22 protein-coding genes are annotated in these 24,983 nt (G+C 70.8%); 10 read left to right on the top strand and 12 right to left on the bottom strand.

The genetic code is table 11. The annotated features are described in order from the left end of the window. Positions 1-159: 159 nt before the first annotated feature. From ACFWI4_RS36440 to ACFWI4_RS36405, 8 genes are all read right to left on the bottom strand, one after another. Positions 160-996, bottom strand: a complete 837-nt coding sequence (locus ACFWI4_RS36440; RefSeq protein WP_387205350.1) for an undecaprenyl-diphosphate phosphatase — start codon at positions 994-996, stop codon at positions 160-162. Positions 997-1,079: 83 nt separating this feature from the next. After that, on the bottom strand, positions 1,080-1,454 hold the full coding sequence (crcB, locus tag ACFWI4_RS36435) for a fluoride efflux transporter CrcB (protein WP_387205348.1): 375 nt from the start codon (positions 1,452-1,454) through the stop codon (positions 1,080-1,082). Continuing rightward, a complete protein-coding gene (locus ACFWI4_RS36430) occupies positions 1,451-1,843 on the bottom strand; it encodes a DUF190 domain-containing protein (RefSeq protein WP_387205345.1) in 393 nt (130 codons plus the stop codon). Before ACFWI4_RS36430 ends, crcB (ACFWI4_RS36435) begins: the two co-directional genes overlap by 4 nt. Beyond that, complete coding sequence (gene crcB, locus ACFWI4_RS36425) at positions 1,840-2,316, bottom strand: fluoride efflux transporter CrcB (RefSeq protein ID WP_387205343.1); 477 nt, start codon at positions 2,314-2,316, stop codon at positions 1,840-1,842. Before crcB (ACFWI4_RS36425) ends, ACFWI4_RS36430 begins: the two co-directional genes overlap by 4 nt. A 199-nt stretch (positions 2,317-2,515) precedes the next feature. Beyond that, positions 2,516-3,496 carry an SMP-30/gluconolactonase/LRE family protein gene (locus tag ACFWI4_RS36420; RefSeq protein ID WP_387205341.1) on the bottom strand — a complete coding sequence of 327 codons (981 nt, stop codon included), beginning with the start codon at positions 3,494-3,496 and terminating at the stop codon, positions 2,516-2,518. A 4-nt stretch (positions 3,497-3,500) separates the two neighbouring features. Then, complete coding sequence (locus tag ACFWI4_RS36415; RefSeq protein ID WP_385396325.1) at positions 3,501-3,788, bottom strand: ArsR/SmtB family transcription factor; 288 nt, start codon at positions 3,786-3,788, stop codon at positions 3,501-3,503. A 145-nt stretch (positions 3,789-3,933) separates the two neighbouring features. Then, positions 3,934-5,493, bottom strand: coding sequence for an arabinogalactan endo-beta-1,4-galactanase (locus ACFWI4_RS36410; protein ID WP_387205351.1), 1,560 nt, complete (start codon positions 5,491-5,493; stop codon positions 3,934-3,936). Positions 5,494-5,893: 400 nt separating this feature from the next. Continuing rightward, positions 5,894-7,915: a beta-galactosidase gene (locus ACFWI4_RS36405; protein WP_387205339.1), complete on the bottom strand. Its 2,022-nt coding sequence runs from the start codon at positions 7,913-7,915 to the stop codon at positions 5,894-5,896. Between the two features lie 308 nt (positions 7,916-8,223). Between ACFWI4_RS36405 and ACFWI4_RS36400 the strand changes: the two genes are divergently transcribed. The 6 genes from ACFWI4_RS36400 to ACFWI4_RS36375 all read left to right on the top strand — a co-directional run bounded on the left by ACFWI4_RS36400 (position 8,224) and on the right by ACFWI4_RS36375 (position 13,408). Beyond that, the gene (locus ACFWI4_RS36400) at positions 8,224-9,546 is read left to right on the top strand and encodes an ABC transporter substrate-binding protein (RefSeq protein ID WP_387205337.1); all 1,323 of its coding nucleotides are present in this window, start codon (positions 8,224-8,226) and stop codon (positions 9,544-9,546) included. Beyond that, on the top strand, positions 9,543-10,466 hold the full coding sequence (locus tag ACFWI4_RS36395; protein WP_387205335.1) for a carbohydrate ABC transporter permease: 924 nt from the start codon (positions 9,543-9,545) through the stop codon (positions 10,464-10,466). The genes ACFWI4_RS36400 and ACFWI4_RS36395 overlap by 4 nt, the downstream gene beginning before the upstream one ends. Further along, on the top strand, positions 10,463-11,368 hold the full coding sequence (locus ACFWI4_RS36390; RefSeq protein WP_387205333.1) for a carbohydrate ABC transporter permease: 906 nt from the start codon (positions 10,463-10,465) through the stop codon (positions 11,366-11,368). The genes ACFWI4_RS36395 and ACFWI4_RS36390 overlap by 4 nt, the downstream gene beginning before the upstream one ends. Next, a complete protein-coding gene (locus ACFWI4_RS36385; RefSeq protein WP_387205331.1) occupies positions 11,365-12,396 on the top strand; it encodes a LacI family DNA-binding transcriptional regulator in 1,032 nt (343 codons plus the stop codon). Before ACFWI4_RS36390 ends, ACFWI4_RS36385 begins: the two co-directional genes overlap by 4 nt. Before the next feature lie 179 nt (positions 12,397-12,575). After that, positions 12,576-12,926 (top strand): VOC family protein, encoded by a 351-nt coding sequence (locus ACFWI4_RS36380; protein WP_387205329.1) that lies wholly within the window; start codon positions 12,576-12,578, stop codon positions 12,924-12,926. 89 nt (positions 12,927-13,015) lie between these two features. Next, positions 13,016-13,408, top strand: a complete 393-nt coding sequence (locus ACFWI4_RS36375; protein ID WP_387205327.1) for a MarR family winged helix-turn-helix transcriptional regulator — start codon at positions 13,016-13,018, stop codon at positions 13,406-13,408. A gap of 85 nt (positions 13,409-13,493) precedes the next feature. Here ACFWI4_RS36375 and pqqB read toward each other — a convergent pair whose 3' ends face one another. The 3 genes from pqqB to ACFWI4_RS36360 all read right to left on the bottom strand — a co-directional run bounded on the left by pqqB (position 13,494) and on the right by ACFWI4_RS36360 (position 18,118). After that, positions 13,494-14,372, bottom strand: coding sequence for a pyrroloquinoline quinone biosynthesis protein PqqB (gene pqqB, locus ACFWI4_RS36370; protein ID WP_387205325.1), 879 nt, complete (start codon positions 14,370-14,372; stop codon positions 13,494-13,496). Positions 14,373-14,524: 152 nt separating this feature from the next. Beyond that, positions 14,525-14,938: an SseB family protein gene (locus ACFWI4_RS36365; RefSeq protein ID WP_385396307.1), complete on the bottom strand. Its 414-nt coding sequence runs from the start codon at positions 14,936-14,938 to the stop codon at positions 14,525-14,527. Between the two features lie 210 nt (positions 14,939-15,148). Next, a complete protein-coding gene (locus tag ACFWI4_RS36360; protein WP_387205323.1) occupies positions 15,149-18,118 on the bottom strand; it encodes a carbohydrate binding domain-containing protein in 2,970 nt (989 codons plus the stop codon). A gap of 328 nt (positions 18,119-18,446) precedes the next feature. Here ACFWI4_RS36360 and ACFWI4_RS36355 point away from each other — a divergent pair, with 328 nt between their 5' ends. Then, positions 18,447-19,466, top strand: coding sequence for a permease (locus tag ACFWI4_RS36355; RefSeq protein WP_387205321.1), 1,020 nt, complete (start codon positions 18,447-18,449; stop codon positions 19,464-19,466). Beyond that, positions 19,463-20,383 (top strand): TIGR03943 family putative permease subunit, encoded by a 921-nt coding sequence (locus ACFWI4_RS36350; RefSeq protein ID WP_387205319.1) that lies wholly within the window; start codon positions 19,463-19,465, stop codon positions 20,381-20,383. Before ACFWI4_RS36355 ends, ACFWI4_RS36350 begins: the two co-directional genes overlap by 4 nt. Before the next feature lie 151 nt (positions 20,384-20,534). On the opposite strand, the gene ACFWI4_RS36345 is transcribed toward ACFWI4_RS36350, so the two are convergent. After that, the gene (locus tag ACFWI4_RS36345) at positions 20,535-21,305 is read right to left on the bottom strand and encodes a TetR/AcrR family transcriptional regulator (RefSeq protein WP_387205317.1); all 771 of its coding nucleotides are present in this window, start codon (positions 21,303-21,305) and stop codon (positions 20,535-20,537) included. A gap of 247 nt (positions 21,306-21,552) precedes the next feature. Here ACFWI4_RS36345 and ACFWI4_RS36340 point away from each other — a divergent pair, with 247 nt between their 5' ends. Next, positions 21,553-23,265 (top strand): MFS transporter, encoded by a 1,713-nt coding sequence (locus ACFWI4_RS36340; RefSeq protein ID WP_387205315.1) that lies wholly within the window; start codon positions 21,553-21,555, stop codon positions 23,263-23,265. A gap of 462 nt (positions 23,266-23,727) precedes the next feature. After that, positions 23,728-24,834: an aminotransferase class V-fold PLP-dependent enzyme gene (locus tag ACFWI4_RS36335; protein WP_387205313.1), complete on the top strand. Its 1,107-nt coding sequence runs from the start codon at positions 23,728-23,730 to the stop codon at positions 24,832-24,834. Positions 24,835-24,983 lie beyond the last annotated feature (149 nt).

The raw sequence follows: 24,983 nt of genomic DNA, 5'->3' as shown, positions 1-24,983 counted from the left end.
GGGGCGGGCCCCCCCGCGAGCGGGGCAATATCCCCAATTGCCCCCCCCGTCCGCCCCCCCCACACCCCGGTGGGCGCGGGGCCGGGTACCGCCCCCCCGCCCTCCGTCGGCGGATCGTTCAAGTGCCGGAGCCGGTTCGTGCCGGTGCTCCGGGGCGTGTCAGCTGTCGATGACTCCGGTGCCCAGGAGACCGAAGAGCAGGACGCCGACGATGATGCGGTAGATCACGAAGGCGTTGAAGGAGTGCTTGGCGACGAACTTCAGCAGCCAGGCGATGGAGGCGTAGGCGACCACGAACGACACGACGGTGCCGACGATCAGCGGAGCGGCGCCCACGCCGGTGCCCAGGGCGTCCTTCAGCTCGTACAGGCCGGCGCCGGTCAGGGCCGGGATGCCGAGGAAGAAGGAGAGGCGGGTGGCGGCGACGCGGTCCAGGTCGAGGATGAGACCGGTCGACATGGTGGCGCCGGAGCGGGAGAAGCCGGGGAAGAGCAGGGCGAGGATCTGGGAGCTGCCGACCAGCATCGCGTCCTTGAAGGAGACGTCGTCCTCACCGCGCTTGTGGCGGCCCATCTGGTCGGCCGCCCACATCACGGCACTGCCCGCGATCAGCGAACCGGCGACCACCCACAGGGACGCCAGCGGACCCTCGATGAGCGGCTTGGCGGCGAGACCCACGGCCACGATCGGGATCGTCGCGTAGATGACCCACCAGGCGAACTTGTAGTCGTGGTGCTGCCGCTCGTTCTTGTCGCGAAGCCCGCGTCCCCAGGCGGAGACGATCCGCACGATGTCCTTGAAGAAGTACACGAGCACGGCGGCGATCGCGCCGACCTGGATGACCGCCGAGAAACCGACGACGGCGTTGTCGTCGACGGGGATGTTCATCAGCCCCTCGGTGATCTTGAGGTGACCGGTCGAGGAGACGGGAAGGAATTCGGTCACCCCCTCGACGACTCCGAGGACGACGGCCTGCCCGACGTTGATGACGCTCATGGGATCCAGTTCTGAGGAGTTGGTCGACAGTGCTGTAGACAGTGCAGGAGACAGTGTTACCTATCCGCGTGATGGTCCGGCACCTAGGTCCACAAAGCTTGTGCAAACGCGACCCCGGCGAACGCCGCGCCCAGGCCCGACATCACGCTCACGATCACGTTGGCCGCAGCGTAGAACGCCGCGCCGGTCTCGGTCAGCCGCAGGGTCTCGTACGAGAACGTCGAGTACGTGCTGAGCGCCCCGCACAGACCGGTGCCGATCAGCAGTTGCAGGTGCCCGGACACCTGTCCCGCCGAGGCGGCGCCGGTCAGCAGACCGAGGATCAGGCACCCTGTCACGTTCACGACGAGGGTGCCCCAGGGGAAGACCGTATCGTGCTTCAGCTGTACCGCCCGGTCGGTCAGATAGCGCAGGGGCGCTCCGAGCGCCGCGCCGATGATCACCAGCAGCCAGTTCACCGCCCCGCACCGCCGTCCCCGGACGGGTCGGCGCCGCTCGCGCCGGGGCCGTCGCCGCGGGCCGCGTAGCGGACCACCTCGCACGGGTCGAGCAGCACCAGGCCCCCGGTGACGAGTTCGTCGAGCTGCGGCAGGAAGGCGCGGACCCGCTCCTCGGTGTCCACGACGATCACGGCCACCGGCAGGTCCTCGCTCAGTGAGAGAAGTCTCGACGTGTGGATGAGGGAGGAGGCGCCGAACCCCTCGACGCCCTTGAAGACACTGGCGCCCGCGAGGCCCGCCGCGTGGGCCCGGTGCACGATCTCCGCGTAGAGCGGCCTGTGGTGCCAGGTGTCGTTCTCGCCGATGAGGACGGTCAGTCTCAGGGCGTTGCCGTTCAGCCTTGTCATCGCTGCCTCCGTGCCAGGGCCCGGCGGGCCGCCGTCGTCCCGAGCCACACCGCGGCGAGCGCCGCGGACAGGGTCGCGGCGAGATAGGCGAACGCGGTGCCCGCGTGGCCGCCGCCGATCAGATTCCGGATGTCGACGGCGTACGTCGAGAAGGTCGTGAAGCCGCCGAGCACTCCGGTGCCCAGGAAGGGGCGCACGAGGCGGTGCACGGCCGGCAGCTCGGTGATCACCGCCATGAGCACGCCGATCGTGGCGCAGCCCACGACATTGACCGTGAACGTGGTCCAGGGGAACGCGCCGTCCGGTGTGGGCCACAGCAGCCCCGCCCCGTAGCGGGCCGTGGCGCCGATCACCCCGCCGAGCGCGACGGCGGCGAGGACCGGGCCCTGACCGTGCCAGGGCGACGGGGTTCGCGCGGGCGCGCGCGCGGGAGTGCCGGACTCGCCGACGCGCTCGGGGTGCGGGACTGTCATGATCTCCGGTGCTCCTACTCGCCGGGCCGGTGCGGGCACACGGCATCGCAAGCAGGGACCGTTGGCGGCATCCGTGCCGCGGTTCGGGTACGGCGGGCCCCACCGCCGCGCCGCGCTGCAAGATCACGGCTGGTGAACAGGGTAACGCCGGGGGCCCGGGCCGCGCACACCCGGTGCCTGCCGCGAACGCCCGGGCCGCTCAGCCGGTGGAGCCGGGAAGATCGCAGACCGCGAGGCCCCGCTCCCAGATGCTTCCGAGGATCAGGCGGCCTTCGGACTCACAGGCGCTGGTCACCATCCGGAACCGTGCGCGGCGGCTCTCCAGGTGGTGGACGACCGTGCCGTCGTCGCCGACCGCGAGGACACCGGTGGTGCCCGGCGGCCGGAACGGGGCCCGTACGGCGACCCGGGCGGCGGCGCGGCGGACGGCCGGACCCCTCCGGTGCAGGAGTTCCAGGGCGCCGACCCGGGGGCCCGCGAGCGCCACCCAGATCGGACCGTCCGGGGCGCGCCAGAGGTTGTCGGGCTGGCCGGGGAGGTCGTCGGCGAAGGTCTCGGACCGGCCCGCCCGGGGGCCGGTGAGCCAGTAGCGGACGAGCCTGAAGGCGCCTGTCTCGGCGAGGACCAGGAACGACTCGTCCGCGGAGGCGGCGAGGCCGTTGGCGAACTGGAGCCCCTCCAGGAGGACTTCGGGCTCCTTCTCCCCCGGCGCGAGGCGCACCAGACAGCCGGAGCCGGTGTGCTCGACGAGGTCGCCGATCCACTGCTTCAGGGGGTAACTGCGGCTGGAGACGGTGAAGTACACCGTGCCGTCCGAGAGCGCGACCACGTTGCTGGCGAAGCGCAGCGGAACCCCGGCCACCGTGTCGGCGAGAACGCGGACCACTCCGTCCTCAAGGCCGACCCGCAGCAGCCCGCGTTCGGCGTCGCACACCAACAGGGCGTTGTCCGGGAGCAGTTCGAGACCCAGTGGCCTGCCGCCGGTCTCGGCCACGACCCGGACGCCGGTGCGTTCGGGGTCGCCGAGCCCGTCGACGCGTACGATGCGGCCGTCCTCCAGACCGGTCAGCACCCCGCCCCGGGAATCGGCTATGACGTCCTCGGGACCGCGGCCGCCGAGCGGCACGGTGTGCCGGGGCGAAAGCGGTGCGGCACCGGCCGTACGGGACCCGTCTCCCACGCGCCTACCAGCCCTTCTCGAAGTAGTGACCCACTTCGGCGATACGGTACTCGTCGCGGCGGTAGTAGGTCCGCCGCCCCACCTTCTTGGCGCGCAGCAGGCCGATTCCGGTGAGGAGTTCGAGATGGGCGCGTGCCACGCTCCGGCTGACGCCGAGTTTGACGGCGAGGGCCTCGGGGCTGACGCCGTCCTCGGCGAGGTCGGCACGGCGCTGCGGCGGGAAGTGCGCCGCGGGCTCGCGCAACCACTCCAGGATGTCCAGTCGTCGCCCGCTGAAGGACCCCTTCAGCATCTCGTCCCCCTCCGTCGTGACGGTCTCCCGCCACTGTCCCGCAGCGGGCGCCGCCCCGCACGGCCTTCCCCCGACCCTGGCCGGAGCCTGTCGGCCGCGAAGGGGTGCGGGGCCCGGCCGCACCGGCGGCCGGGCCCCTTGGGGATCAGCGGTGGGCGAACTGGGCCATGGCCGGAAGCGCCTTGTCGTCGAAGCCGAACAGGGCCTGGTTCTCCCAGCCGTTGCCCGAGGACGGGTCGGTGGGGTCCCAGCCGTTTCCGGTGACCGCGGTCCAGGTGGCCTCCCAGTAGAAGACGCCGAGACCGCGGCCGTTCGGCACGGCCTCCACGATGTTCATGACGTCCCGCAGCCAGTTGGACTGGCCGGTGGTGGTGGCCGGGTAGCCGGAGACCAGTTCGGCGGTCGTGTCGATCTGGTTGACGAGCGCGTCGTCGCTGTCCAGCCGGAAGGGGTAGGCCGTCTCGGCGACGAAGACCGGCTTGCCGTAGCGGGAGGCCGCGTCGTCGAGGGTGGTCTGGAAGTCGTAGAGGGAGCCGTGCCAGTAGCCGTAGTAGGACAGGCCGATGACGTCGAACTTCACGCCGTTGGCGAGGGCGGTGTCGAACCACCAGCGGGTGCCGGTGAGATCGCCGCCCTTGGCGAGGTGCAGGGCCACGACGGTGGAGGAGCTGACCGCCTTGGCCGCGTCGTAGCCCGAGTTGAGCAGTCCGGCGAGCTGGGCGAAGTTGTCCGTGGAACCCTCGGACCAGAGCATGCCGCCGTTGATCTCGTTGCCGATCTGCACCATGTCGGCCGTGGTGCCCTGTGCCTTGAGGGCGTTGAGGACGTCGTACGTGTGGTTGTAGACGTCCGTCTTGAGCTGGCTGTACGTGTGTCCGGCCCAGGCGGCCGGCTTGGTCTGGGTGCCGGGGTCGGCCCAGGTGTCGGAGTAGTGGAAGTCGACCAGGAGTTTCATGCCCTGCGCCTTGATGCGCTTGGCCATCGCGAGGACCCGGGCCTTGTTGTTGTAGCCGTCGGCCGGGTCGACCCAGACCTTGAGGCGCGCGTAGTTCATGCCGGCGGACCTGAGGATGGCGAGCGCGTCGCCGGCGGTGCCCGAGCCTGTCCTGTAGACGCCCCCGTATGCCTCGCTCTTGGCGAGGGAGGAGATGTCGGAGCCCTTGACGGACAGTCCTGTGGTGCCGGAGGTGAAGGTCAGGTCGTCGACGTTGATCCAGTTCCCGGCGTTGGCGTCGGAGGAGACGCTGACCGTGCACTGGCCGTTCGTGACCGCGACAGGCACGACCAGGTGGATCCAGCCGCTGGTGGACACCGGGAGGTCGGTGCGCTGCTCGGTGCCGCCGCAGTTCTTCAGCGCGAGGTAGGCGGAGTTCTGCCCGCCGCCCGAGCGCACCCACGCGGTGAGCTTGTAGTTCCCGTTGGTCAGGCCGGTGAGGGTCTGGTAGGTCTCCACCTTGTAGGCCGAGGCGGAGTAGTGGCTGAGGCGGTAGCTCCCGCCGTGGCCGCCGGCCTCGACGTACGAGGCGGCCGTGGTGCCGGACTCCGACCAGCCGCTGGGCACGGCGGCGCCGGTCCCGTCGGCCTCGAACCCGGCGTTGGTCAGGGTGCTCGCCGCCTGCGCGGTCTGCGCGGGCAGCGCGGCGAGGGCGAGCCCGGCCGCGAGCGGCAGCAACAGGGCCCTGAGTGTGCGTCTGGGATGGAACATCATCGTCCGTCGTCCCTTCGACGTGGTGGGGAGAGGTGCGTCCAGGGGATCCGGGGTGAATCCCCTGGGGTCCGGGGTGGCCCCGGATGCGGGCGGGCCCCTCCGCCCGCGGCTTCATGGCTCGCACGGGCGGAGGGGGGCGGAGGACCGCCGGGTGCCGTGACCCTGGCGGCTGTCGGAGCGAACGGCGCGGCCCCGCCGGTGGGGGATCTCCGGGAAGTACGCCGGACGACGCGGGTACGGCGGCCGAGGAGCCGGTCAAACCCTTTACCCGAAGGGTGGTTCGACCGGCCCCCTCAACTTCCTTGCGGCACGGGCAGGTTGGTGCCGAGGCAGCGCTCACCTCGTCCGGGGCTCCGGCCGGGCCGCATCGGGGTTCACCCGAACGGCCCACGGCCGGTCACGCGTCGAGGCGTACCACCCGTACCGCCCCGGCCGGGACCGCGAGCCGGCCGGCCGCGCGTTCGCCCGTGAGCAGCTCGGTGCCGTGCGCCTCCAGCGGCACCTTGGCGTCGGACGCGGTGTGGTTGACGGCGAACACGTAGGTGCCCGACTCTCCGATGCGGCGCACCACTTCGACGTCGCGGGGCACGTCGGCGCGCGGCGCGATCCGCGCGTCGTCGGCCGCCGCGCCGATCAGCGCGTCCAGCCCCTCGGCCGTGAGCCGCGTGGACACGTACCAGGCCGTGCCCGCGCCGCTGCGGTGCCGGGTGACCGCCGGGTGACCCGCGGCGAGCCCGTCGGCGTACGTCCAGACGGTCTCGGCACCGCGCGGCACCACGAACTCGGACCAGACGTCCGTAGTGAGTTCGGAGCCGTCCGGGCCGGTGATCCGGACGCGCTCGCCCTGGAGCAGGGGGGAGAACTCCTCGACGGTCAGGCCGAGTACGTCCCGCAGGGCGCCGGGATGGGGGCCTTCGTGGACGGTGTCGTGCTCGTCGACGATGCCGGAGAAGTAGGAGACCAGGAGCGTGCCGCCGCGCTCCACGTACGCCGTGAGGTTGCTCCCCGCGGCCTCGGTCATCAGATACAGGGCGGGTACGACGACAAGGGGATAGGCCGACAGGTCGGCTTCCGGGTGGGCGAAGTCGACGGTGAGGTGGCGGTCGTAGAGGGCCTCGTAGAAGGCGTCGGCGCGTTCCCGTGCGTCGTGGTCCTCGCTGGGGCGCCACTGGAGACCCTGCGCCCACCACGAGTGCCAGTCCCAGAGCACGGCCACGTCGGCGACGGTCCGCGTTCCCCTGACGGGGGCCAACGAGTCGACGGCCGCGCCGAGTTCGACGACCTCTCGCCACACACGGGAGTCGGTGCCGGCGTGCGGCAGCATCGAGGAGTGGAACTTCTCCGCGCCGCTGCGGGACTGCCGCCACTGAAAGAACATGGCGCCCTCGGAGCCGCGGGCCACGTGGGAGAGGGAGTTGCGGGCCATCTGACCGGGAGCCTTGGCGGGGTTGCGGGGCTGCCAGTTGACGCCCGAGGTGGAGTGTTCGAGGAGCAGCCAGGGCGCGCCGCCCGCGACCGAGCGGGTGAGGTCGGCGGCCATCGCGAGGTTCACCTGGGTGCGGCGTCCGTCGGTCATCAGATAGTGGTCGTTGGTGACGAGGTCGACCTCGCGGCCCCAGGCCCAGTAGTCGACGGAGTCGCACTGGCTGAGGGCCGTCATGAAGTTGGTGGTGACCGGGACGCCGGGTGAGAGGCGGTGGAGGATGTCCCGTTCGGCCGTGAAGTTCTCGCGCATGGTGGCGTCGGCGAACCTCTTGTAGTCCAGCGCCTGCGCCGGGTTGCCGACGGTCGGGGTCGTACGGGGCGGGTCGATCTGGTCGAAGGCGGTGTAGTGCTGGCCCCAGAACGCCGTCCCCCAGGCCTCGTTGAGCTCGTCGACCGTCCCGTACGCACGGGCCAGCCAGCGGCGGAAGTGGGCCGCGCAGGAGTCGCAGTAGCAGGCGGAGACGGGGACGCCGTACTCGTTGTGGACGTGCCACAGCGCGAGCGCGGGATGGCCGGCGTAGCGGGTGGCGAGCCGGGTGGTGATGGAGGCCGCGGCGGCGCGGTAGTGGGTGTTGCTGTGGCAGATGGCGCCGCGTGAACCGAAGGCGTACCGGGTGCCGTCGGCGGTCACGGGCAGCGCCTCGGGGTGTTCGCGGTAGAACCAGGCGGGCGGCGCGACGGTCGGGGTGCCGAGGTCCGCGCGTATGCCGTTGTCGTGCAGCAGGTCGAGGACGCGGTCGAGCCGGCCGAACTCGTAGGTGCCCCGGGCCGGTTCGAGCAGGGCCCAGGAGAAGATCCCGACGCTCACCATCGTGACGCCCGCCTCGCGCATCAGCCGGACGTCCTCGGGCCAGACGCTCTCCGGCCACTGCTCGGGGTTGTAGTCCCCACCGAAGGCGAGCCCGGTGAGGCCCTTGGGGTTGGTCTCCGGCATGGATCTCTCCCATGTAATCGATCATTTGGGAACGTGCACACACAGCGCCAGTGGCGTGAGCCCAACATAACCGCACAGCAACAACCATTGACAAGTGTCCGGGATGTTTCTCTACTGTGAACGCTCACAGACGCACCGCACGTGAGCCGAGGGGGTGCTCAGGTGTCGCGGGGCGGGCCTTCCAAGCACCTGGAGTCCCGCCGCACGACCGCCGTCCCGGCATCGTCCGGCGCCCCCGAACACGCACCACACCAGTACAGGGCAGGCCTCCGCAGCAGGCGGGGGCCCAGGTCAGGGGAGAACGTTCCATGCCCAACACGAAGCACCACCGCCTCGTGGCCAGCACCATCGCCGTCGTCCTCGGCGCCACCTCGCTCGTCGCCTGCGGCTCGTCCGACGACGGCAGGAGCGCGTCCGACTCCGGTCCCGCGACACTGACGTTCTGGACCTGGGCGCCGGGCATGGACAAGGTCGTCGACCTCTGGAACAAGGGGCCGGGCAAGAAGCAGCGGATCACCGTCGAGGTGAAGAAGCAGGCCTCGGGCGACTCGCTCGTCACCAAGATCCTCACCGCGCACAAGGCGAAGAAGGCACCCGACCTGGTCCAGGCCGAGTACCAGGCGCTGCCGACGCTGGTCAGCAACGACGCGCTCGCCGACATAGCCGCCGAGTCGAAGGACGCCAAGTCGAAGTTCGCCGAGGGCGTGTGGCAGCAGACGACGCTCGGGACGGACGCGGTCTACGCGGTCCCCCAGGACATCGGCCCGATGATGTTCTACTACCGCACGGACCTGTTCAAGAAGTACGGCCTCACGGTCCCCACCACCTGGGAGCAGTTCGCCGAGACCGCCCGCGCGCTGAAGAAGAAGGCGCCCGACAAGGCCCTGACCACCTTCTCCGCCAACGACTCCGGGCAGTTCGCCGGTCTGGCGCAGCAGGCGGGCGCCAAGTGGTGGACCGCCTCCGGCGACAAGTGGACGGTGGCCATCGACGACGCGGCCACCCGGAAGGTCGCGGACTTCTGGGGCGGCCTGGTGAAGGAGGGCGCGATCAACAACGAGCCGATGTACCAGCCGGCCTGGAACAAGGCGCTGAACACCGGCAAGGAGATCGCCTGGGTCAGCGCGGTGTGGGCGCCCGGCACGCTGACCACGGCGGCCCCGCAGACCAAGGGCAAGTGGGCGATGGCCCCGCTGCCGCAGTGGTCCGCGGGCGAGAACGTCACCGGCAGCTGGGGCGGCTCCTCGACCGCCGTCACCACCGACTCCTCCCACAAGGCGGCCGCCGCGAAGTTCGCCGTCTGGCTGAACACGGACCCGCAGGCGGTGGCCGCGATGGCGAAGGAGAGCGGCATCTACCCGGCGTCCACCAGCGCGCAGTCCGGCGACGCGTTCGCCCAGCCGCCGGCCTTCTTCTCCAACCAGCCGGACTTCTACACCAAGGCCTCGGAGATCGCCAGGACCACGGCCCCCTCGGCCTGGGGACCGAACGTGAACGTGGCGTACACGTCCTTCAACGACGCTTTCGGCGCCGCCGCCAAGAACAAGTCGGACTTCGGTGCTGCCCTGACGACCATGCAGGACACCACCGTCGCCGACCTGAAGAAGCAGGGCTTCGGGGTCGCTCAGTGACCAGCGCACGCCGGAGGCCGTACGGGGTCAAGGGGGCCCCGTACGGTTTCCTCCTCCCCGCGGCGGTCCTCTTCGTCCTCTTCTTCGCGCTGCCCATCGCCTACGCGGTCTGGCTGAGCGTGCACAAGGTCCAGGTCAAGGGCCTCGGCCTGGGCGCAGGCGCCCGCAGCGAGGTGTGGGCGGGCCTGCGCAACTACACCGACGCGCTGACCGACAGCGAACTCGTCCACGGCGCGCTGCGGGTGGCCGGATACGGCGCCATCGTGGTGCCGGTGATGCTCGGCCTCGCGCTGCTCTTCGCGCTCATGCTCGACGCGGAGAAGGTGCGCCTGGCCCCCTTCACCCGGCTCGCGATCTTCCTGCCGTACGCCATCCCGGGCGTCGTGGCCGCCCTGCTCTGGGGCTTCCTGTACCTCCCGGACGTCAGCCCCTTCTACTTCGTCCTCCAGAAGTTCGGCCTGCCGCAGCCGAACCTGCTGGACGGCGGCCCGCTGTACCTCGCGCTGTCGAACATCGCGGTCTGGGGCGGCACCGGCTTCAACATGATCGTCATCTACACCTCGCTCCAGGCCATCCCGGCCGAGGTGCTCGAAGCGGCGAAGCTCGACGGAGCCACCCCGTTCCAGACCGCCCTGCGGATCAAGATCCCGATGGTGGCGCCCTCGCTGGTGCTCACCTTCTTCTTCTCGATCATCGCCACGCTCCAGGTTTTCAGCGAGCCGACCACGCTCAAGCCCCTCACCAACTCCGTCTCCACGACCTGGAGTCCGCTCATGAAGGTCTACCGGGACGCCTTCAACACCGGGGACATCTACGCGGCCGCCGCCGAGGCAGTGATCATCGCCGTGGCCACCCTGGTCCTGTCCTTCGGCTTCCTGCGGGCCGCCAACTCCCGTACCCGGCAGGAGGAAGCACGATGAGTTCGCTCGCCCTGCCCAAGGCCGCCCCGGCCGCGGGCACCACCCCCGGCACCGCCCAGGGACCGCCGCGGCGCGGCCGGATCGCCCTGGTCCCGACCCTCACCCTGCTGCTCGGCGCGCTCTACTGTCTGCTGCCCGTCGCCTGGGTGGTGATCGCGGCCACCAAGTCGGGCCGCGAACTGTTCTCCACCTTCACCTTCCTGCCCGGCACCGGTTTCACCCGGAACATCAAGGACCTCGCCGCCTACCGCGACGGGATCTACTGGAAGTGGATGGGCAACTCCGCGCTCTACGCGGGCCTGGGCGCCATGCTGTCGACGGCCGTCTCGGCGGTCAGCGGCTACGCCCTGGCCGTCTACCGTTTCCGGGGCCGCGAGAGCATCTTCAGCGTCCTCATGGCGGGCGTGCTGATGCCTCCGGTGATCCTCGCGATCCCGCAGTACCTGCTCCTCGCCAAGGCGGACCTCACGGACTCGTACGCCTCCGTGCTGCTCCCCCTCGTCCTGTCCCCGTACGGCGTCTACCTCGCCCGGATCTACGCCGCCGCGGCCGTCCCCACCGACGTCGTCGAGGCCGGCCGGATGGACGGCGCCGGCGAGTGGCGGATCTTCACCCGGGTCGCCCTGCCCATGATGGTGCCGGGCCTGGTGACGGTGTTCCTGTTCCAGTTCGTCGCCGTCTGGAACAACTTCCTGCTCCCGTACATCATGCTCAGCGACGACGAGAAGTTCCCGATCACCCTCGGTCTCTTCACGCTCCTCGAACAGGGCTCCAACACCCCGGCCCTGTACACCCTGGTCATCACCGGCGCCCTGCTCGCGATCGTCCCGCTGATCGCGCTGTTCCTGGTCATCCAGCGCTTCTGGAGCCTCGACCTGCTGTCCGGAGCCGTAAAGTCATGACCATGAGCAACTCGGGGGGCCGGCGCAAGCCGCCGACGATCCATGACGTCGCGCGGGAGGCGGGTGTCTCGCGGGGCACCGTCTCACGCGTCCTGAACGGCGGGCACTACGTGAGCCCTACGGCGCAGGAGGCGGTCAACGCGGCGATCCGCAGGACGGGCTACGTCGTGAACCGGCACGCCCGTTCGCTGATCACCGGCCGGTCCGACTCGGTCGGCTTCCTGCTGACCGAGCCGCAGGAGCGGTTCTTCGAGGACCCGAACTTCAACGTCCTGCTGCGCGGCTGCACCCAGGCCCTGGCCGCGCACGACGTCCCGCTCCTGCTGATGCTCGCCGGCACCGAGGACGAACGGCGGCGCATCACGCGGTACATCACGGCCGGCCATGTCGACGGGGTGCTGCTGGTCTCCAGCCACTCGGGCGATCCGGTCGCCGAGGAGCTGCGCGAGGCGGGCGTGCCGCTCGTCGCCTGCGGCAAGCCCATAGGCCTCGGGTCCAAGGTGAGCTACGTGGCCGCCGACGACCGCGACGGCGCCCGGGACATGGTCACGCACCTGCTCTCCCTCGGGCGCCGCCGGATCGGCATGGTCACCGGCCCGCTGGACACCCCGGGCGGTGTCGAACGCCTGGCGGGGTACCGGGAGGTGCTCGCCGAGGCGGGCGTCGAGGCCGACGACCGTCTCATCGCCTCCGGTGACTACAGCCGCGCCAGCGGGGAGGCGGGTGCCGAACAGCTGCTCGGCCGGGCCCCCGACATGGACGCCGTGTTCGTGGCCTCGGACCTGATGGCCCAGGGCGTCCTGGCCGCGCTGCGCAAGGCCGGGCGCCGGGTCCCGGAGGACGTCGCGGTCGGCGGCTTCGACGACTCCCCCGCCGCCACGGCCGCCACCCCGGCGCTCACCACCATCCGCCAGCCCTGGGACCGCATCAGCTCCGAGATGGTCCGGGTCCTGCTGGCCCAGATCGGCGGTGAGGACCCGGCGGCGGTGATCCTGCCGACCGAACTGGTGCGCCGCGAGTCCACCTAGGGCCGCACGCTCCGGCCGCCCGGGCGGCCGCTCCGGGCCGTCCGGGGGACCTACGCCGCACCGGTCAGGATTCGAGAAGCCGGAGCGGCCTCCCCCGGCTTAGCGTGAAGGCACCGCCGGAACGCCGGCGCCACGACAGCCAGGCCGAGACGGCCGCCACGCACCGCACAGGAGTCGAGATGACCGCCGGAGTCAAGACCATCATCTACCCCGTCAAGGACATCGCGAAGGCGAAGGCGCTGTTCACCCAGCTGCTCGGGGTGGAGCCCTATGTGGACGAGCCCTACTACGTCGGGTTCAAGGACGCGGGCCAGGATGTCGGCCTCGACCCGAACGGGCACTCCAAGGGACTGACCGGGCCGGTCCCCTACTGGCACGTCGACGACATCAAGGCCACCCTGACGGCCCTGCTCGGCGAAGGCGCCGAGGTGCTCCAGGAGATCCAGGACGTGGGCAACGGCAGGCAGGTGGCGTCGGTGAAGGACGCGGAGGGCAACCTGTACGGGCTCATCCAGGACCCCACCGGCTGACGGGGCACACGCAGCGGCACCGGCCACTGGATGCAGACACACTAATTGCACACTCAACTAGTGGCCGGATCTCTGTTACCGTTCAAATCATGGCAACGACGACGCCCGGTTCGCCTCTGGAGGACCGGTGGCGGGACATCCTCTCGGTGCACGCGCGCACGATGTGCGAGATCGACCGCGTGCTGCATCCGCACGGCCTGGGAGCCAGTGACTTCGAGGTCCTCGACATCCTCGTCGCGGAGACCGTCACCGAGCCCGGTGAGCACTGCCGGGTGCAGAACATCGCCGACCGGGTCCATCTGAGCCAGAGCGCGCTGTCCCGGCTCATCGGCCGGCTGGAGAAGGACGGCCTGGTGGAACGCACGGTCTGTCTGGAGGACCGCCGTGGCGTGTGGGTCGCGCTGACCCCGAAGGGCCGCGAGCTGCACGCCGAGGTGCTCCCCCTCCAGCGCTCCGTGCTCGCCCGCATGCTCAACGGCTGACCGGCCGGGCCGTCCCCGCGCGCATCCGCCGTACCGCGGCTCTCTCCCCCGGCCACCGCCCTCAGTAATCACCGCCCGGGCTCCGCTACAGCACGAACTCCGTTCCGTCCGGCGGGATCTCGGCGCCCGCCCCGGTCACCGAGGCCCAGGCCTCCGTGGCGGGGTCGAGCAGCGGGTTCGCGCTGTCGAGGTGCGTGTAGACGCGGCGCGGACGGGGGTGACGGGCCAGGGCGGCCAGGCTGCCGTCCGCGCCGGAGACCGGCAGGTGCCAGGGTGCGACCGCACGCCGGCGGGGTGCCGGCGGCGCGGTGTCCGTACCGCCCGCCGCGTAGAGGGTGCCGTCGAGCACGGCGCAGGTGGCCCCGTCGAGGAGGCCGTCAAGCGCGGGCGTCCACGCGCCGAGGCGCGGCGCGTAGACGAGCACGCCCCCGCTGGCCAGGTCCTCGATCCGGTACGCCGTCACCCAGCGGTCGTCGGCCGTGCCCGGGAGGTGTCCCGGGGCCCGGGAACCGAGCGGGTGGGCGCTGACGACCAGTCCTCCGGCCAGCACGAACCCGTCCTCGGTGAAGCTGTCCGCCCACGTCCACGGGGCGTGGCGCTCGAACAGCGGGCGCTGCGGGGCGAGCGCGGCGAGGACGGGCGGCGAGGCGTAGACCTTCGGTCCCGGGGCGCCGTACAGCCCGGTCAGCCCTGTCGTGTGATGGGCCTCGGCGTCCGTCAGCAGGACACCGCGTACGGGCGTGCCGCCGGGCCCGGGCGCCAGCGCGGGGGTGGCGTTCAGCTGCGTACGGAGGTCGGGTGAGGCGTTGAGCAGCCACCAGTCCCGGGAGTTGCCGCTGACGGCGGCGCCCTCCTGGGTGCGTGCGGGCAGTTTCCCCTCGCGGGCGGCCGAGCACAGCGGGCACGCGCAGTTCCAGCGAGGGAAGCCGCCACCGGCGGCGGTACCCAGCAGGACGACTCTCAAGGGAACCCCACTCCTCGGCGGCGGCTTTCCAGGGATCTTCCCTTCCGGACGGGCCGCTCCACACGGCACCGAGGAGCGGATCCGGACATCCTTCGCCGGCGGGCCGACCCCGGGTGTCCCGGGCGGGCCCGTGGCGCGCGGCCGGTGGTCCGCTACCGGACCAGCAGGGTGCGTACGCCCTCGGAGGTGAGGGTCAGGCCGTGCGGTGAGGCGGCGTCGATGATGAGGTCCAGATCGCCCGAGGGCCACTGGGAGGCGAGCGCGGACAGCGGTACGAGACGGTAGCGGGAGACGGAGGGGAGGAGTTCGGCGAGTTCCTGTTCCGAGGTGAACACCGGGACCACCTGGCCGCCCTCCGGGTCGTCCAGGACGGGCAGCGCCACGGCGTGGGGATCGGCGATCTCCGTGTCCGAGGCGTCGTCCGGGACGGGGACGAGCACATCGCTCCCGGCGAGCGTGTCCAGGGCGGCGGCGTCCTCGGTGTTCACGACGAGGGTGTCCAGGGCCTCCTGGGCGGGCGTCGCCGCGGGTCCGGTCGGGTGGTTGTTGTTCAAGGGCGTGTCCATGGCAGATCCCCTGGTCGTGGTCGTCGGGCGGCCACCCGGGCCGGTCCGGCTCCCGGGTGCGTCGACGGTCCGCGTACCCAACGCTCGGCACGCCATTCATCCCGGCTCCGCGCGGGCCGCTCCGGGCGCTACGACGGTCCCGCCCGGGCGTGGGGCGCCCGGGCGGGACCGCGGTGACCTCGGCCTGCGTACCGGTCCGGCGGTCGCCGGTCACTTCAGGTAGGGCCCGTCGGTCCCGATCTTGCCGGGGCCGTTCAGCACGTAGACCCGCAGGTTTCCCTTCCCCGGCGCGGCCACGGACAGCGTGCCGCCGGAGACGGTCTTCACGTCACCGGTCACGGCGTCCGTGTAGGTCCCGTTCGGGATACCGGTGAACGTCGCGTCGCCCGTCACCGTGACGAGGGCGAAGCTGTCGGTCGATCCGCTGGTGTAGCGGCGCTTGAAGGCCATGGATCCGCTGATGCCGTCCGTGGAGTACTGGCCGGCCTGGAGGGCCGGGATCGCCCGGCGGATCTGGTTGAGCCGCTGGAGGTGCTTGACCAGGGGCTGAGCGAGGGTCGTCGCGACCTCGCCGCTCGCGGAGTCGGCCTTGCCGAACTCGGAGGCCGTGACACTGCCGGCGAGATGGTCGCCGTAGTACGCGCGCCCGGTGGTCGCCAGCGGACAGGTCGGCCCGCAGTCGATCTGTTTGCCCGCCTGGAACTCGATCTCCGATCCGTAGTAGAGGGTGGGGATGCCGCGGAAGGTCCACATCAGGGACATGTTCTCGGCCCAGGCGTCGGTGCCGCCGCTGTAGCGGGTGCTCGACTTGTTGGGGCCGTAGTCGTGGCTGTCGACGTAGACGACGTTGTACGTGGCGTCGTTGACGGAGTCGTCCGAGTCCTTGCCGTTGTTGTAGGCGTTCTGCGCGTCGCCGAAGTTCATGTGCATGCGCATGTCGATGATGTTCATCCCGGAGAACTGGCTGCGGTCCGGGGTGTGGTAGCTGTTCCCGCTCAGGAAGGCGTTGGTGGAGGTGGGCTGGTTGCCGGTGCCGAGCTGTTCCTCGTAGTTGTACTGCTCGATGGCGGCCGTCTCGTCGTCGGCGCTGTAGTCTTTGCGTTCCTTCCAGGTGTAGAACTGCGCGGAGTGGTTCACCGAGCCGCGGTTCCACTTGTCGTTGACGAAGGCGCCGACCTCGCCGAAGACGAAGAAGTTCTTGGCTGCGTCCGTGCCGAAGCGCTGGGTGACCCGGTCGTAGATGGCGGGCAGGAAGCGGCGGTTCCAGGTGACGCGCGGGATGTGGACGGCCGTGTCGAGGCGGAATCCGTCGACGCCCATGTCGATGTACTTGTCGTACGCGCCGATCAGGTAGTTCTGGACGGTGGCGTTCTCGGTGTTGAAGTCGGCGAGGTCCTCGTGCAGCCAGCACGAACGCGAGTCCTCGCCCTCCCAGTTGCCGATCCAGCACTGGTGGTAGTACGCCTTGGGGAACATGCCCGAAGTGGGGCTGGGCCACTGGCAGTTGTAGAGGGTGTAGCCCTCGGCGCTCTTGCCTCCGGTGGGCTTGCCCCAGTTGAGGCAGGTGTTGCCCGAGGGTTCCGCGGTCGACCACAGGTCGCCGTTGTAGTAGGACTTCCCGGACTTGGGCTCCACGGTCAGCCCGTCGTACTCGAAGCCGTCGTTCTTCTCGTCGTAGTACCAGCTCCACTGGCTGTCGCGCACGCCGTAGACGGTCGGGGTGAACAGGCCCTTGGCGCCCCAGCGGGAGCTGTGGTTGTAGACGACGTCCTGGTAGATCTTCATGCCCTTGGCGTGGGCCGCGTTGATCAGGTCCTGGTAGGAGGCGCCGGCCGACTCCAGGCGCGGGTCGACCTTGTAGAAGTCGTAGCCGTGATAGCCGTGGTAGTCGTAGTCGGAGCGGTTGAGGACGACCGGGGTGATCCAGACGGCCGAGAACCCGAGTGCCTTGATGTAGTCGAGTTTGTCGACGAGTCCCTTGAAGTCGCCGCGGAACATGGGGTCGTTGTTGGCCGCGTTGCCCGACTTGACGTCCTGGCTGCCGCCGCGGTCGTTGGAGGTGTCGCCGTCGTAGAAGCGGGCGGTGAGGACGAAGTAGATGGGGTCCTTGCGCGGGTCGGTGCCGAGCGGTGTCCCGGTGGCCGGGGCGGGGGCCTTCTCCCCGGTCGTGACGGTGACCGCGGCGGAGGCGGGCGAGGTGTTCCCGGCCGCGTCGACGGCCTTCACCGTGTAGGTGTAGTCGGTCTTCTCCTCAAGTCCCGTGTCGGAGTACACCGTCGAGCCGACATCGGTGACGACGGTCCCCTTCGTGCCGCCCGTGCGCGTGAGCTGGTACTTCGTCACGGCCGTGTCGTCGGTGGCCGGGTCCCAGCTCACCACCACCGAGGTGTTCGTGGCGGCCGCCTTCACTCCGGCGGGGGTGGTGGGCGCCTGGGTGTCGGGGGCCTGGGCCGCGCAGGGGTCCTTGGCGCCGGCGGTGACGGTCCGGTCCTTCACCGTCGTGGTACCGGACGGGATGCCGTAGTCGGCGCTGTTGTTGTTGTCCCAGACGCCGTTGCCGTTGTTGAAGGCCGCCTTGAGCGAGGTGGCCGTTCCGATGTCGAGGGTCTTCTTCCACCATCCCGTGCAGGCGGCCTCCATGCCGACGCCGGGGACCGTCGTCCAGGAGCCGCCCGTCGGCGCGTAGTGGATGTTGGCCGTGGTCCAGCCGGAGGTGGCGGTCGAGTAGTACACGGTGGCCTGGTTGCCGGTGCCCGTACCGGTGTCGGCGCACGGGTCGCTGTGGGCGATCACCCCGTCCTTGACGGTGATGGTGCCGGTGCCCAGCGCGTAGTTGTTGCCGCCGTTGTTGTCCCAGGTGCCGCTTCCGTTGTTGAAGGTGGCCTGGAGCCCGGTGGCCGAGCCGAGGTCGACGGTCTCCTTGACCCAGTCCGTGCAGGCCGCCTCCATCAGGACACCCGGCACGGTCGTCCAGGAGCCGCCGTCGGGGGCGTAGTGGAGGTAGGTGGCGGGCCAGTTCCTGGTCTTCGTGTAGTAGAAGACGGTCGCCGTCGTGGAGGTGGCGGCCGTGCTCTCCATCGGGACGGATCCGGTGTCGGGCGGGGTCAGTCCGAACAGTCCGGTCACCGCCAGGAGCGCCAACAGCGCTCTCAGCGGCGGTCGTCGACGTCTGCGGTTCATGGGGCGGCTCCGATGCGGGTGCGGGGAGGGGGAGTTGCCTTGCAAGAAGAACCGGTAAATTCCAGAAAGCACTTGCAGCCCGGGAAGCTACAGGTCCATGACAGCGATGTGAAGACTTGTGACAACGGCCGCCGTGCGGGGCGCGGTCGTCACCGCCGCCCGGTACACGGCCCTCACGCGTAACGACCCAGGTCCGCTGAAGGTCAAGAAAGGCCCCTGGGCAGGCAATCCCTCCCGCACCCGGTGAGAAGCTGTGGCCGAACCGGCGTATGGAAGGCGGAGGGGCATCCGCAGCCACGCCCTTTCCCCGACCGGAGGTACCTCGAGCGTGACCATCACCAAGGAAGCCCCGCCGCCGGTCAAGCGGCCCGACGAGGACGACCGCCGGGGCCGGCACGGCTGGAACTTCGACTCACCGCTCGCCCTGACCATGCTCCTGCTGCTGGTCGTCGCGTCGCAGGGGCCGATCCGCGGGGCGCTGTCCGCGCCGGTGATGCAGAGCTGGATGACCGTGTTCGTCGCGGTGGTGGTCCAGGCCCTGCCGTTCCTGGTGCTCGGCGTCCTGCTGTCCGCGGTCATCGCGGTGTTCGTCCCGCCGACGTTCTTCGCCCGCGCGCTGCCGAAGCGGCCGGTCCTCGCGGTGCCGGTCGCCGGAATGGCCGGAGCGGTCCTGCCCGGCTGCGAGTGCGCCTCGGTACCGGTCGCCGGGGCGCTGGTGCGCCGGGGTGTCACCCCGGCCGCCGCCCTCGCGTTCCTGCTGTCCGCGCCGGCGATCAACCCGATCGTGCTCACCGCCACCGCCGTGGCCTTCCCCCGCAACCCGGAGATGGTGCTCGCCCGTTTCGTCGCCAGCCTCCTCGTGGCCTGCGTGATGGGCTGGCTGTGGCAGCGCCTCGGCCGCACCGACTGGCTGCGCCCGCCGGCCCGCCCCGAGCACGAGGGCCTCGCCAAGGGGGCCGCGTTCTGGGCCTCGGTGCGGCACGACCTGATGCACGCGGGCGGGTTCCTCGTGCTCGGCGCGATGGCGGCGGCCACGCTCAAGGCCTTCGTCCCGGCGAGCTGGCTGCACGAGGCGGCCGGGAATCCGGTGGTGTCCGTCCTGGCCCTCGCGATCCTCGCCGTCCTGCTGTCGATCTGCTCCGAGGCCGACTCGTTCGTGGTCGCCTCGCTGACCCAGTTCTCCCTCACCGCCCGGCTGGCGTTCCTCGTCGTCGGCCCGATGATCGACCTGAAGCTCTTCGCCATGCAGGTCGGCACGTTCGGCCGCGGTTTCGCGGCACGCTTCGCGCCCACCACGTTCGCGGTCGCGATCCTCATGTCCGTACTGATCGGGGCGGTGCTCCTGTGAACCGGCAGGCACAAGCGGCCGTGCTCTTCCTCGTCGGCGCGGCGGTGCTGCACGCGAGCGTCACGGACCTCTATCTGCGCTACGTCAAGGCCGGACTGCGTCCCCTGCTGCTCGCGGCGGGTGTCGTCCTCATCGTCACGGCGCTCGCCGCGGTCTGGTACGAGATACGCGACCACCGGAAGGCGTCCGCCGCCCGGTCCGGCGACGGGCAGGACACGGGGCGCGACACCGGGCACGCCACCGGGCGCGGGTTCGCGAACTCGAACGCGGACGCGAACATCGACGCGGACGCGGGCGCAGACACGGCCACCGCCACGGCCACGGACGAGCACTCCGAGGGTCAGGGAATCGGGCACGGGGAAGGGCACCCGCACGGAGACGGACACGGGCACGGGCATGAGCACGGGCACCGGGAGCCGCTGATCTCCTGGCTGTTGATCCTCCCGCTGCTCGCGCTGATCCTGGTCGCCCCGCCCGCGCTCGGCTCGTACAGCGCCATGCGCGCCGGTACGGCACTCCAGGCACCCTTCGGCTACGCCAAGCTGCCCGCCGGTGATCCGGTCACGCTCGGCCTGGTCGACTACGCGAGCAGGGCGGCGTACGACCACGGCCGTTCGATCGGCGGCCGGCAGGTCAAGGTCGTCGGCTTCGTCGCGCTCGACGGCGCCGGTGCCCCGTACCTCGTCCGCATGGCCCTCAACTGCTGTGCCGCGGACGCCCAGCCGGTCAAGATCGGCCTGTCCGGGCGGATCCCGCCGGTCCTGCGGCCCGACACCTGGCTGGAGGTCACCGGCCGCTACACCGCCAAGCGCGCCAAGGACCCGGTCAACGGCGGCGTCATCCCGTACCTCCAGGTCAGCGCGGCGAAGCCGGTCCCGACTCCGCGCGATCCGTACGACGAGAGCTGGAACAACTGAGGCAACCGCGGCGACGGGGGCGGGGCGGGTCCACGGCGGCCCGCCCGGAGCTCGGGTCCGGACCCCCGAGCTCAGGTCCCGGCCCTCGGGCTCAGGTCCCGACCCCCGGGCTCAGGTCCCGACCCCCGGGCTCAGGTCCCGGCCCTCGGGCTCAGGCCTCCCGGTCCGGGAGGTAACTCGCGAGGCCCCGCAGGATGATCTCCAGGCCGATGTCGAACCTCTCGTCGGAGGACTCCGTCACCATCGATCCGGACAGGGCCCGCAGATGCGGGAACTCCTCCTCGGACAGGGACGCGAAGTAGTTCTGCATCTCGTCGGCCATCTCACGCCAGTCCGGGCGGGCCAGGGAACCGCCGCCGGACTGCTGCGCCGCCCGGTCCTGCCACATGCCCTCCTCCAGGACGAACCCGTCGATGTAGGTGGAGATGAGGTCACCGGCCTCCGCAGCGATGCGGTCGGGCAGTCCCGCGGTACGGAAGATGGCGAGCAACGCCTCGACGTACGGCAGCAGTTCGGCGGTGAAGGGGACGTGCGCCATGGAGATCCTGGCCATGTCCCGATGGGACAGCAGCCGCCACCGCCATGAGCGGGCGTACTCCCGCACCTGCTCCCGCCACCGTTCCGGATCGGGTTCGGGCAGCGTGAAGCTCGTGAAGAGCCGGGTGTACATCAGCTCCAGCAGGTCGTCCTTGGAGCGCACATAGGCGTAGAGGGCGGAGACCGCGACGTCCAGTTCGGCGGCCACCTGGCGCATCGACAACTTGTCGAGACCGGACCGGTCCAGCACGACGAAGGCGGCTTCGACGATGCGCTCGCGCGACAGCGGCTCGCGCGCCGGGGCGACGCGGGCGCGGACGGGACGCTCACGCTCCCAGGGGGACGGCGGGGGTGGTTCGGGGGTGCCGGCGGCCGCGTCGCTCATGACCCCATCCTAGGCGCCGGAGAGCAGTGTTCTCTCATGGAGAGCGGCGTTCACCGGGCCGCAACGCGATATATCTTGTCTCGGTCGCGTGGTTGCGCTATATCTTAATGAACGCCGTTCTCTCGGTGAGCACTGTTCTGTTAGGGTGAACGGCGTTCTCCGACATCTCGTCCTGCGCGGCTCCCGTGCTTCTCCCGCAGTTCTCGCGCCTTCCTCATGCCTGCTCATGCCTTCTTAGGAGTTTCCGATGTCCACCACCGGTGTCGCGTCCGCCGAGACGCCCATCGACTCACCAGCGCCTTACCGGTGGCGCTGGGCTGCGCTGTTCGTGATCCTCGCGGCCGAGGTGATGGACCTCCTCGACGCCGTCGTCACGAACATCGCCGGTCCCTCCATGCGGGCCGACCTCGGCGGCGGCGCCTCCACGCTCCAGTGGCTCGCCGCCGCCTACACCCTCTCGATGGCCGTCGGGCTCGTCACCGGAGGGCGGCTCGGGGACATCCACGGTCGCCGCACGATGTTCCTCATCGGAGCGGCCGGGTTCACCCTGGGTTCGATGCTGTGCGCCGTGTCCGTGTCGCCCGGGATGCTGATCGGAGCGCGGGTCGTGCAGGGCCTGTTCGGCGCGGTGATGCTGCCGCAGGGCCTCGGCATGATCAAGGAGATGTTCCCGCCGAAGGAGTCGCAGAAGGCCTTCGGCATGTTCGGCCCGGTCATGGGTCTGTCCGCGGTGTGCGGGCCGATCCTGGCGGGCTGGCTGGTCGACGCCGACTACTTCGGCACCGGCTGGCGCATGATCTTCCTGATCAACCTGCCGCTGGGCGCCGCGGCGATCCTCGGCGCCCTGCGGTACCTGCCCAGGGGCCGCTCCGACGCCAAGCCGCGCCTCGACATCCCCGGCATGATCCTGGTCTCGCTGGCCGCGCTGCTGATCATCTTCCCGCTCGTCCAGGGCCGTGAGTACGACTGGCCCGTCTGGACGTTCGTGATGATGGGCGCGTCCGTCGTCGTCTTCGTCGCCTTCGCGGTGTACGAGTCGCGGCGCAGCAGGGCCGGTCTGGACCCGCTGGTCGTCCCGAGCCTGTTCCGCAAGCGCGGCTTCAGCGGCGGCATGGTCCTCGGCCTGGTCTTCTTCTCGACCATGCAGGGCTTCATGCTGGTCTTCAACCTGTACACCCAGATCGGCCTCGGCTACTCGCCGCTCAAGGCGGGCCTGGTGATGGTGCCCTGGTCGGGCGGCATGATCGTCGGCTTCGGTATCGCCCAGGGTGTCGTGCGCTTCGGCCGGACGGTGCTCCAGGCGGGCGCGCTGGTCATGGCCGTCGGTGTCTTCGGCGTGTGGCTGACCCTCGACCGGGTGGGGTCCGGCGTCGGCCCCTGGCAGCTCCTGCCGGCACTGCTCGTCACGGGCATCGGGATGGGCCTGCTCATGGCCCCGTTCTTCGACATCGTGCTCGCCAGCGTCGAGCAGCACGAGACGGGCTCGGCGTCCGGCACGATGACCGCGGTGCAGCAGCTCGGCGGTGCCTTCGGTGTGGCCATCCTCGGAACCGCGTTCTTCGGTCTGCTGGGCGGCGGGATCGGCACGGCCATGGACCACCGCTCGGACCAGCTGCGGAGTCAGCTGACGGCCGCGCACGTCGCGCCCGACGCCCAGGACCGCATCGTGGCGGGCCTGCGCACCTGCACCGCCGACCGCGCCACCGCGAAGGATCCGGAGGCGACCCCGGCGTCGTGCGCCCGGCTGGAGAAGGAGACCCGCTCCGCGGTGACCTCGCCCGAGGCGGGCGCCCGGGTACCGGCGGCGCTCCAGTCCACCGCGATGTCGGCGTTCAAGAGCGGCTTCGGCTCCGTCATGCAGACGCTGCTCTGGATCGTCGACGGCATGCTGGCCCTGACGTTCCTGCTCGCGTTCCTCCTCCCGCGCCACGCGCGCCCGGGGGAATCGGCCGGGCACTGAGACTGGTGGCCGCGTAGCCGAGCGGCCGAGCAGCCGAGCAGCCGAGCAGCCGAGTCCAGGCTTCGGCACGGACATCGGCTTCGGCACAGGCATCAGCACCGGCGTCAGCTTCGGCTTCGGCTTCGGCTTCGGCTTCGGCTTCGGCTTCGGCTCGGCTTCGGCTCGGCTTCGGCTTCGGCTTCGGTGGACGGGACGGCCGGGTACCTCCTCAGGGGTGCCCGGCCGTCCCTTCCGCGTACGAGCCGACACCTCGGGCGCACCGGACCCCGGGCCGGTCGCGGCGGCGTACGGCGCGTACCGTGCAGGCGGGTGGTGAGCGCCCGGGACGACGAGGATCCGGGCACCGGTGGGCGTGGCCCCCCGGCCGCACCGCCCACCCGGCGCCCGCGCCGATCTCCGCCCCCGTACCACCCGAACCACATGTACCACTCGTACCGCCCCGGAAGGACGAGCCCCGTGCTCATGTCGTACGCAGCCCATTTCGACACACCCGCCGGGTACCTCGACTTCGCGCGCTTCGGTCCCCCGTCGCGGGACGCGGTGGCCGCCACAGCGCGCGCCCTGGAGGAGTCCGCGCGCGCCGATCACACCACCGTGGACGGCCTGATGCGCGCGGAGGCCGTGGCACGGGACACGGCCGCGCGTCTCGCGGGCACCGACGGCCGGCACACCGTGCTGCTCCCCAACGCCTCCACCGGCCTGTTCCACGCCGCCCTCGGGATCCGCACGGGCGTGGTCCTCACCCCGCGCACCGACTTCCCGGCCAACCACTATCCGTGGCGCCGCACCGCCGACCTGGGCCGGGCCACTCCGCGCTGGCTCGATCCGGTGCCCGGCGGCGGGGTCACCCCGGAGCTGGTCCGTGCCGCGCTGACCGAGGACGTCGTCGCGGTGTCCGTCAGCGCCGTGGACTTCCGCACCGGATACCGCGTCGATCTGGCGGCCCTGCGCGAGGCGATCGGTCCGGACCGGCTGCTGATCGTGGACGCGATCCAGGCGTTCGGGGTGGCCACGATGGACTGGGACGCGGCCGACGTGGTGGTGGCGGGCGGCCAGAAGTGGCTGCGCGCCGGCTGGGCGACCGGCTTCGCCACGCTGTCCGACCGGGCGCTGGATTCGCTGGAACCGGTCCTCACGGGCTGGACGGGTGTCGAGGACGTCGGTCTCTTCGACGGTGCGGAACATCCGCCCGCCGCGGATGCCCGGCGGTGGTCGATCACCAACCTCAGTCCGGTGACGGCGGCCGCGTTCGCCTCGGCCCTGGAGCTCGTGGAGCGGCACACGGTCGCGGCGATCGAGACCGCCGTCGCCGAGCGGATCACCGAACTGACCGAGACGGTCGAGGAACACGGTGGCCGTGTCCTGTCCCCCACCGACCCCGCGCACCGCGCCGGCATCCTGTCCTTCGCGATGCCCGGCCACGATCCGGCCGTCGTCGCGAAGGCGCTGCACGCCGAGGGAGTCACCCCGACGGTACGCGCCGACTCGCTCCGCTTCTCCCCGCACGCCTCGACCCCGCCGGAGGCCTCCGAGCGGGTGGCCGCGGCCCTGAAGTCGCTGGGTGAATGACCGAAGTACCGTGCCACCATGGGGAGATGCAGCCGAGGAGGACGTGCGCAACGTGGCGGCGAAGCGTGCCGCGCAGTAGCAGTCCGGTGGCGGGTCCCCGATGACGAAGTGACGCCGCGGGACTGCGAGATGACCGGGTCGGCAGCTCA

It is taken from the genome of Streptomyces sp. NPDC127038 (assembly GCF_042725875.1).
In the GTDB taxonomy this organism is placed as follows: Bacteria; Actinomycetota; Actinomycetes; order Streptomycetales; family Streptomycetaceae; genus Streptomyces.
The sequence above is the reverse complement of the archived record's forward strand: the minus strand, read 5'-3'. Positions and strand labels throughout refer to the sequence as shown.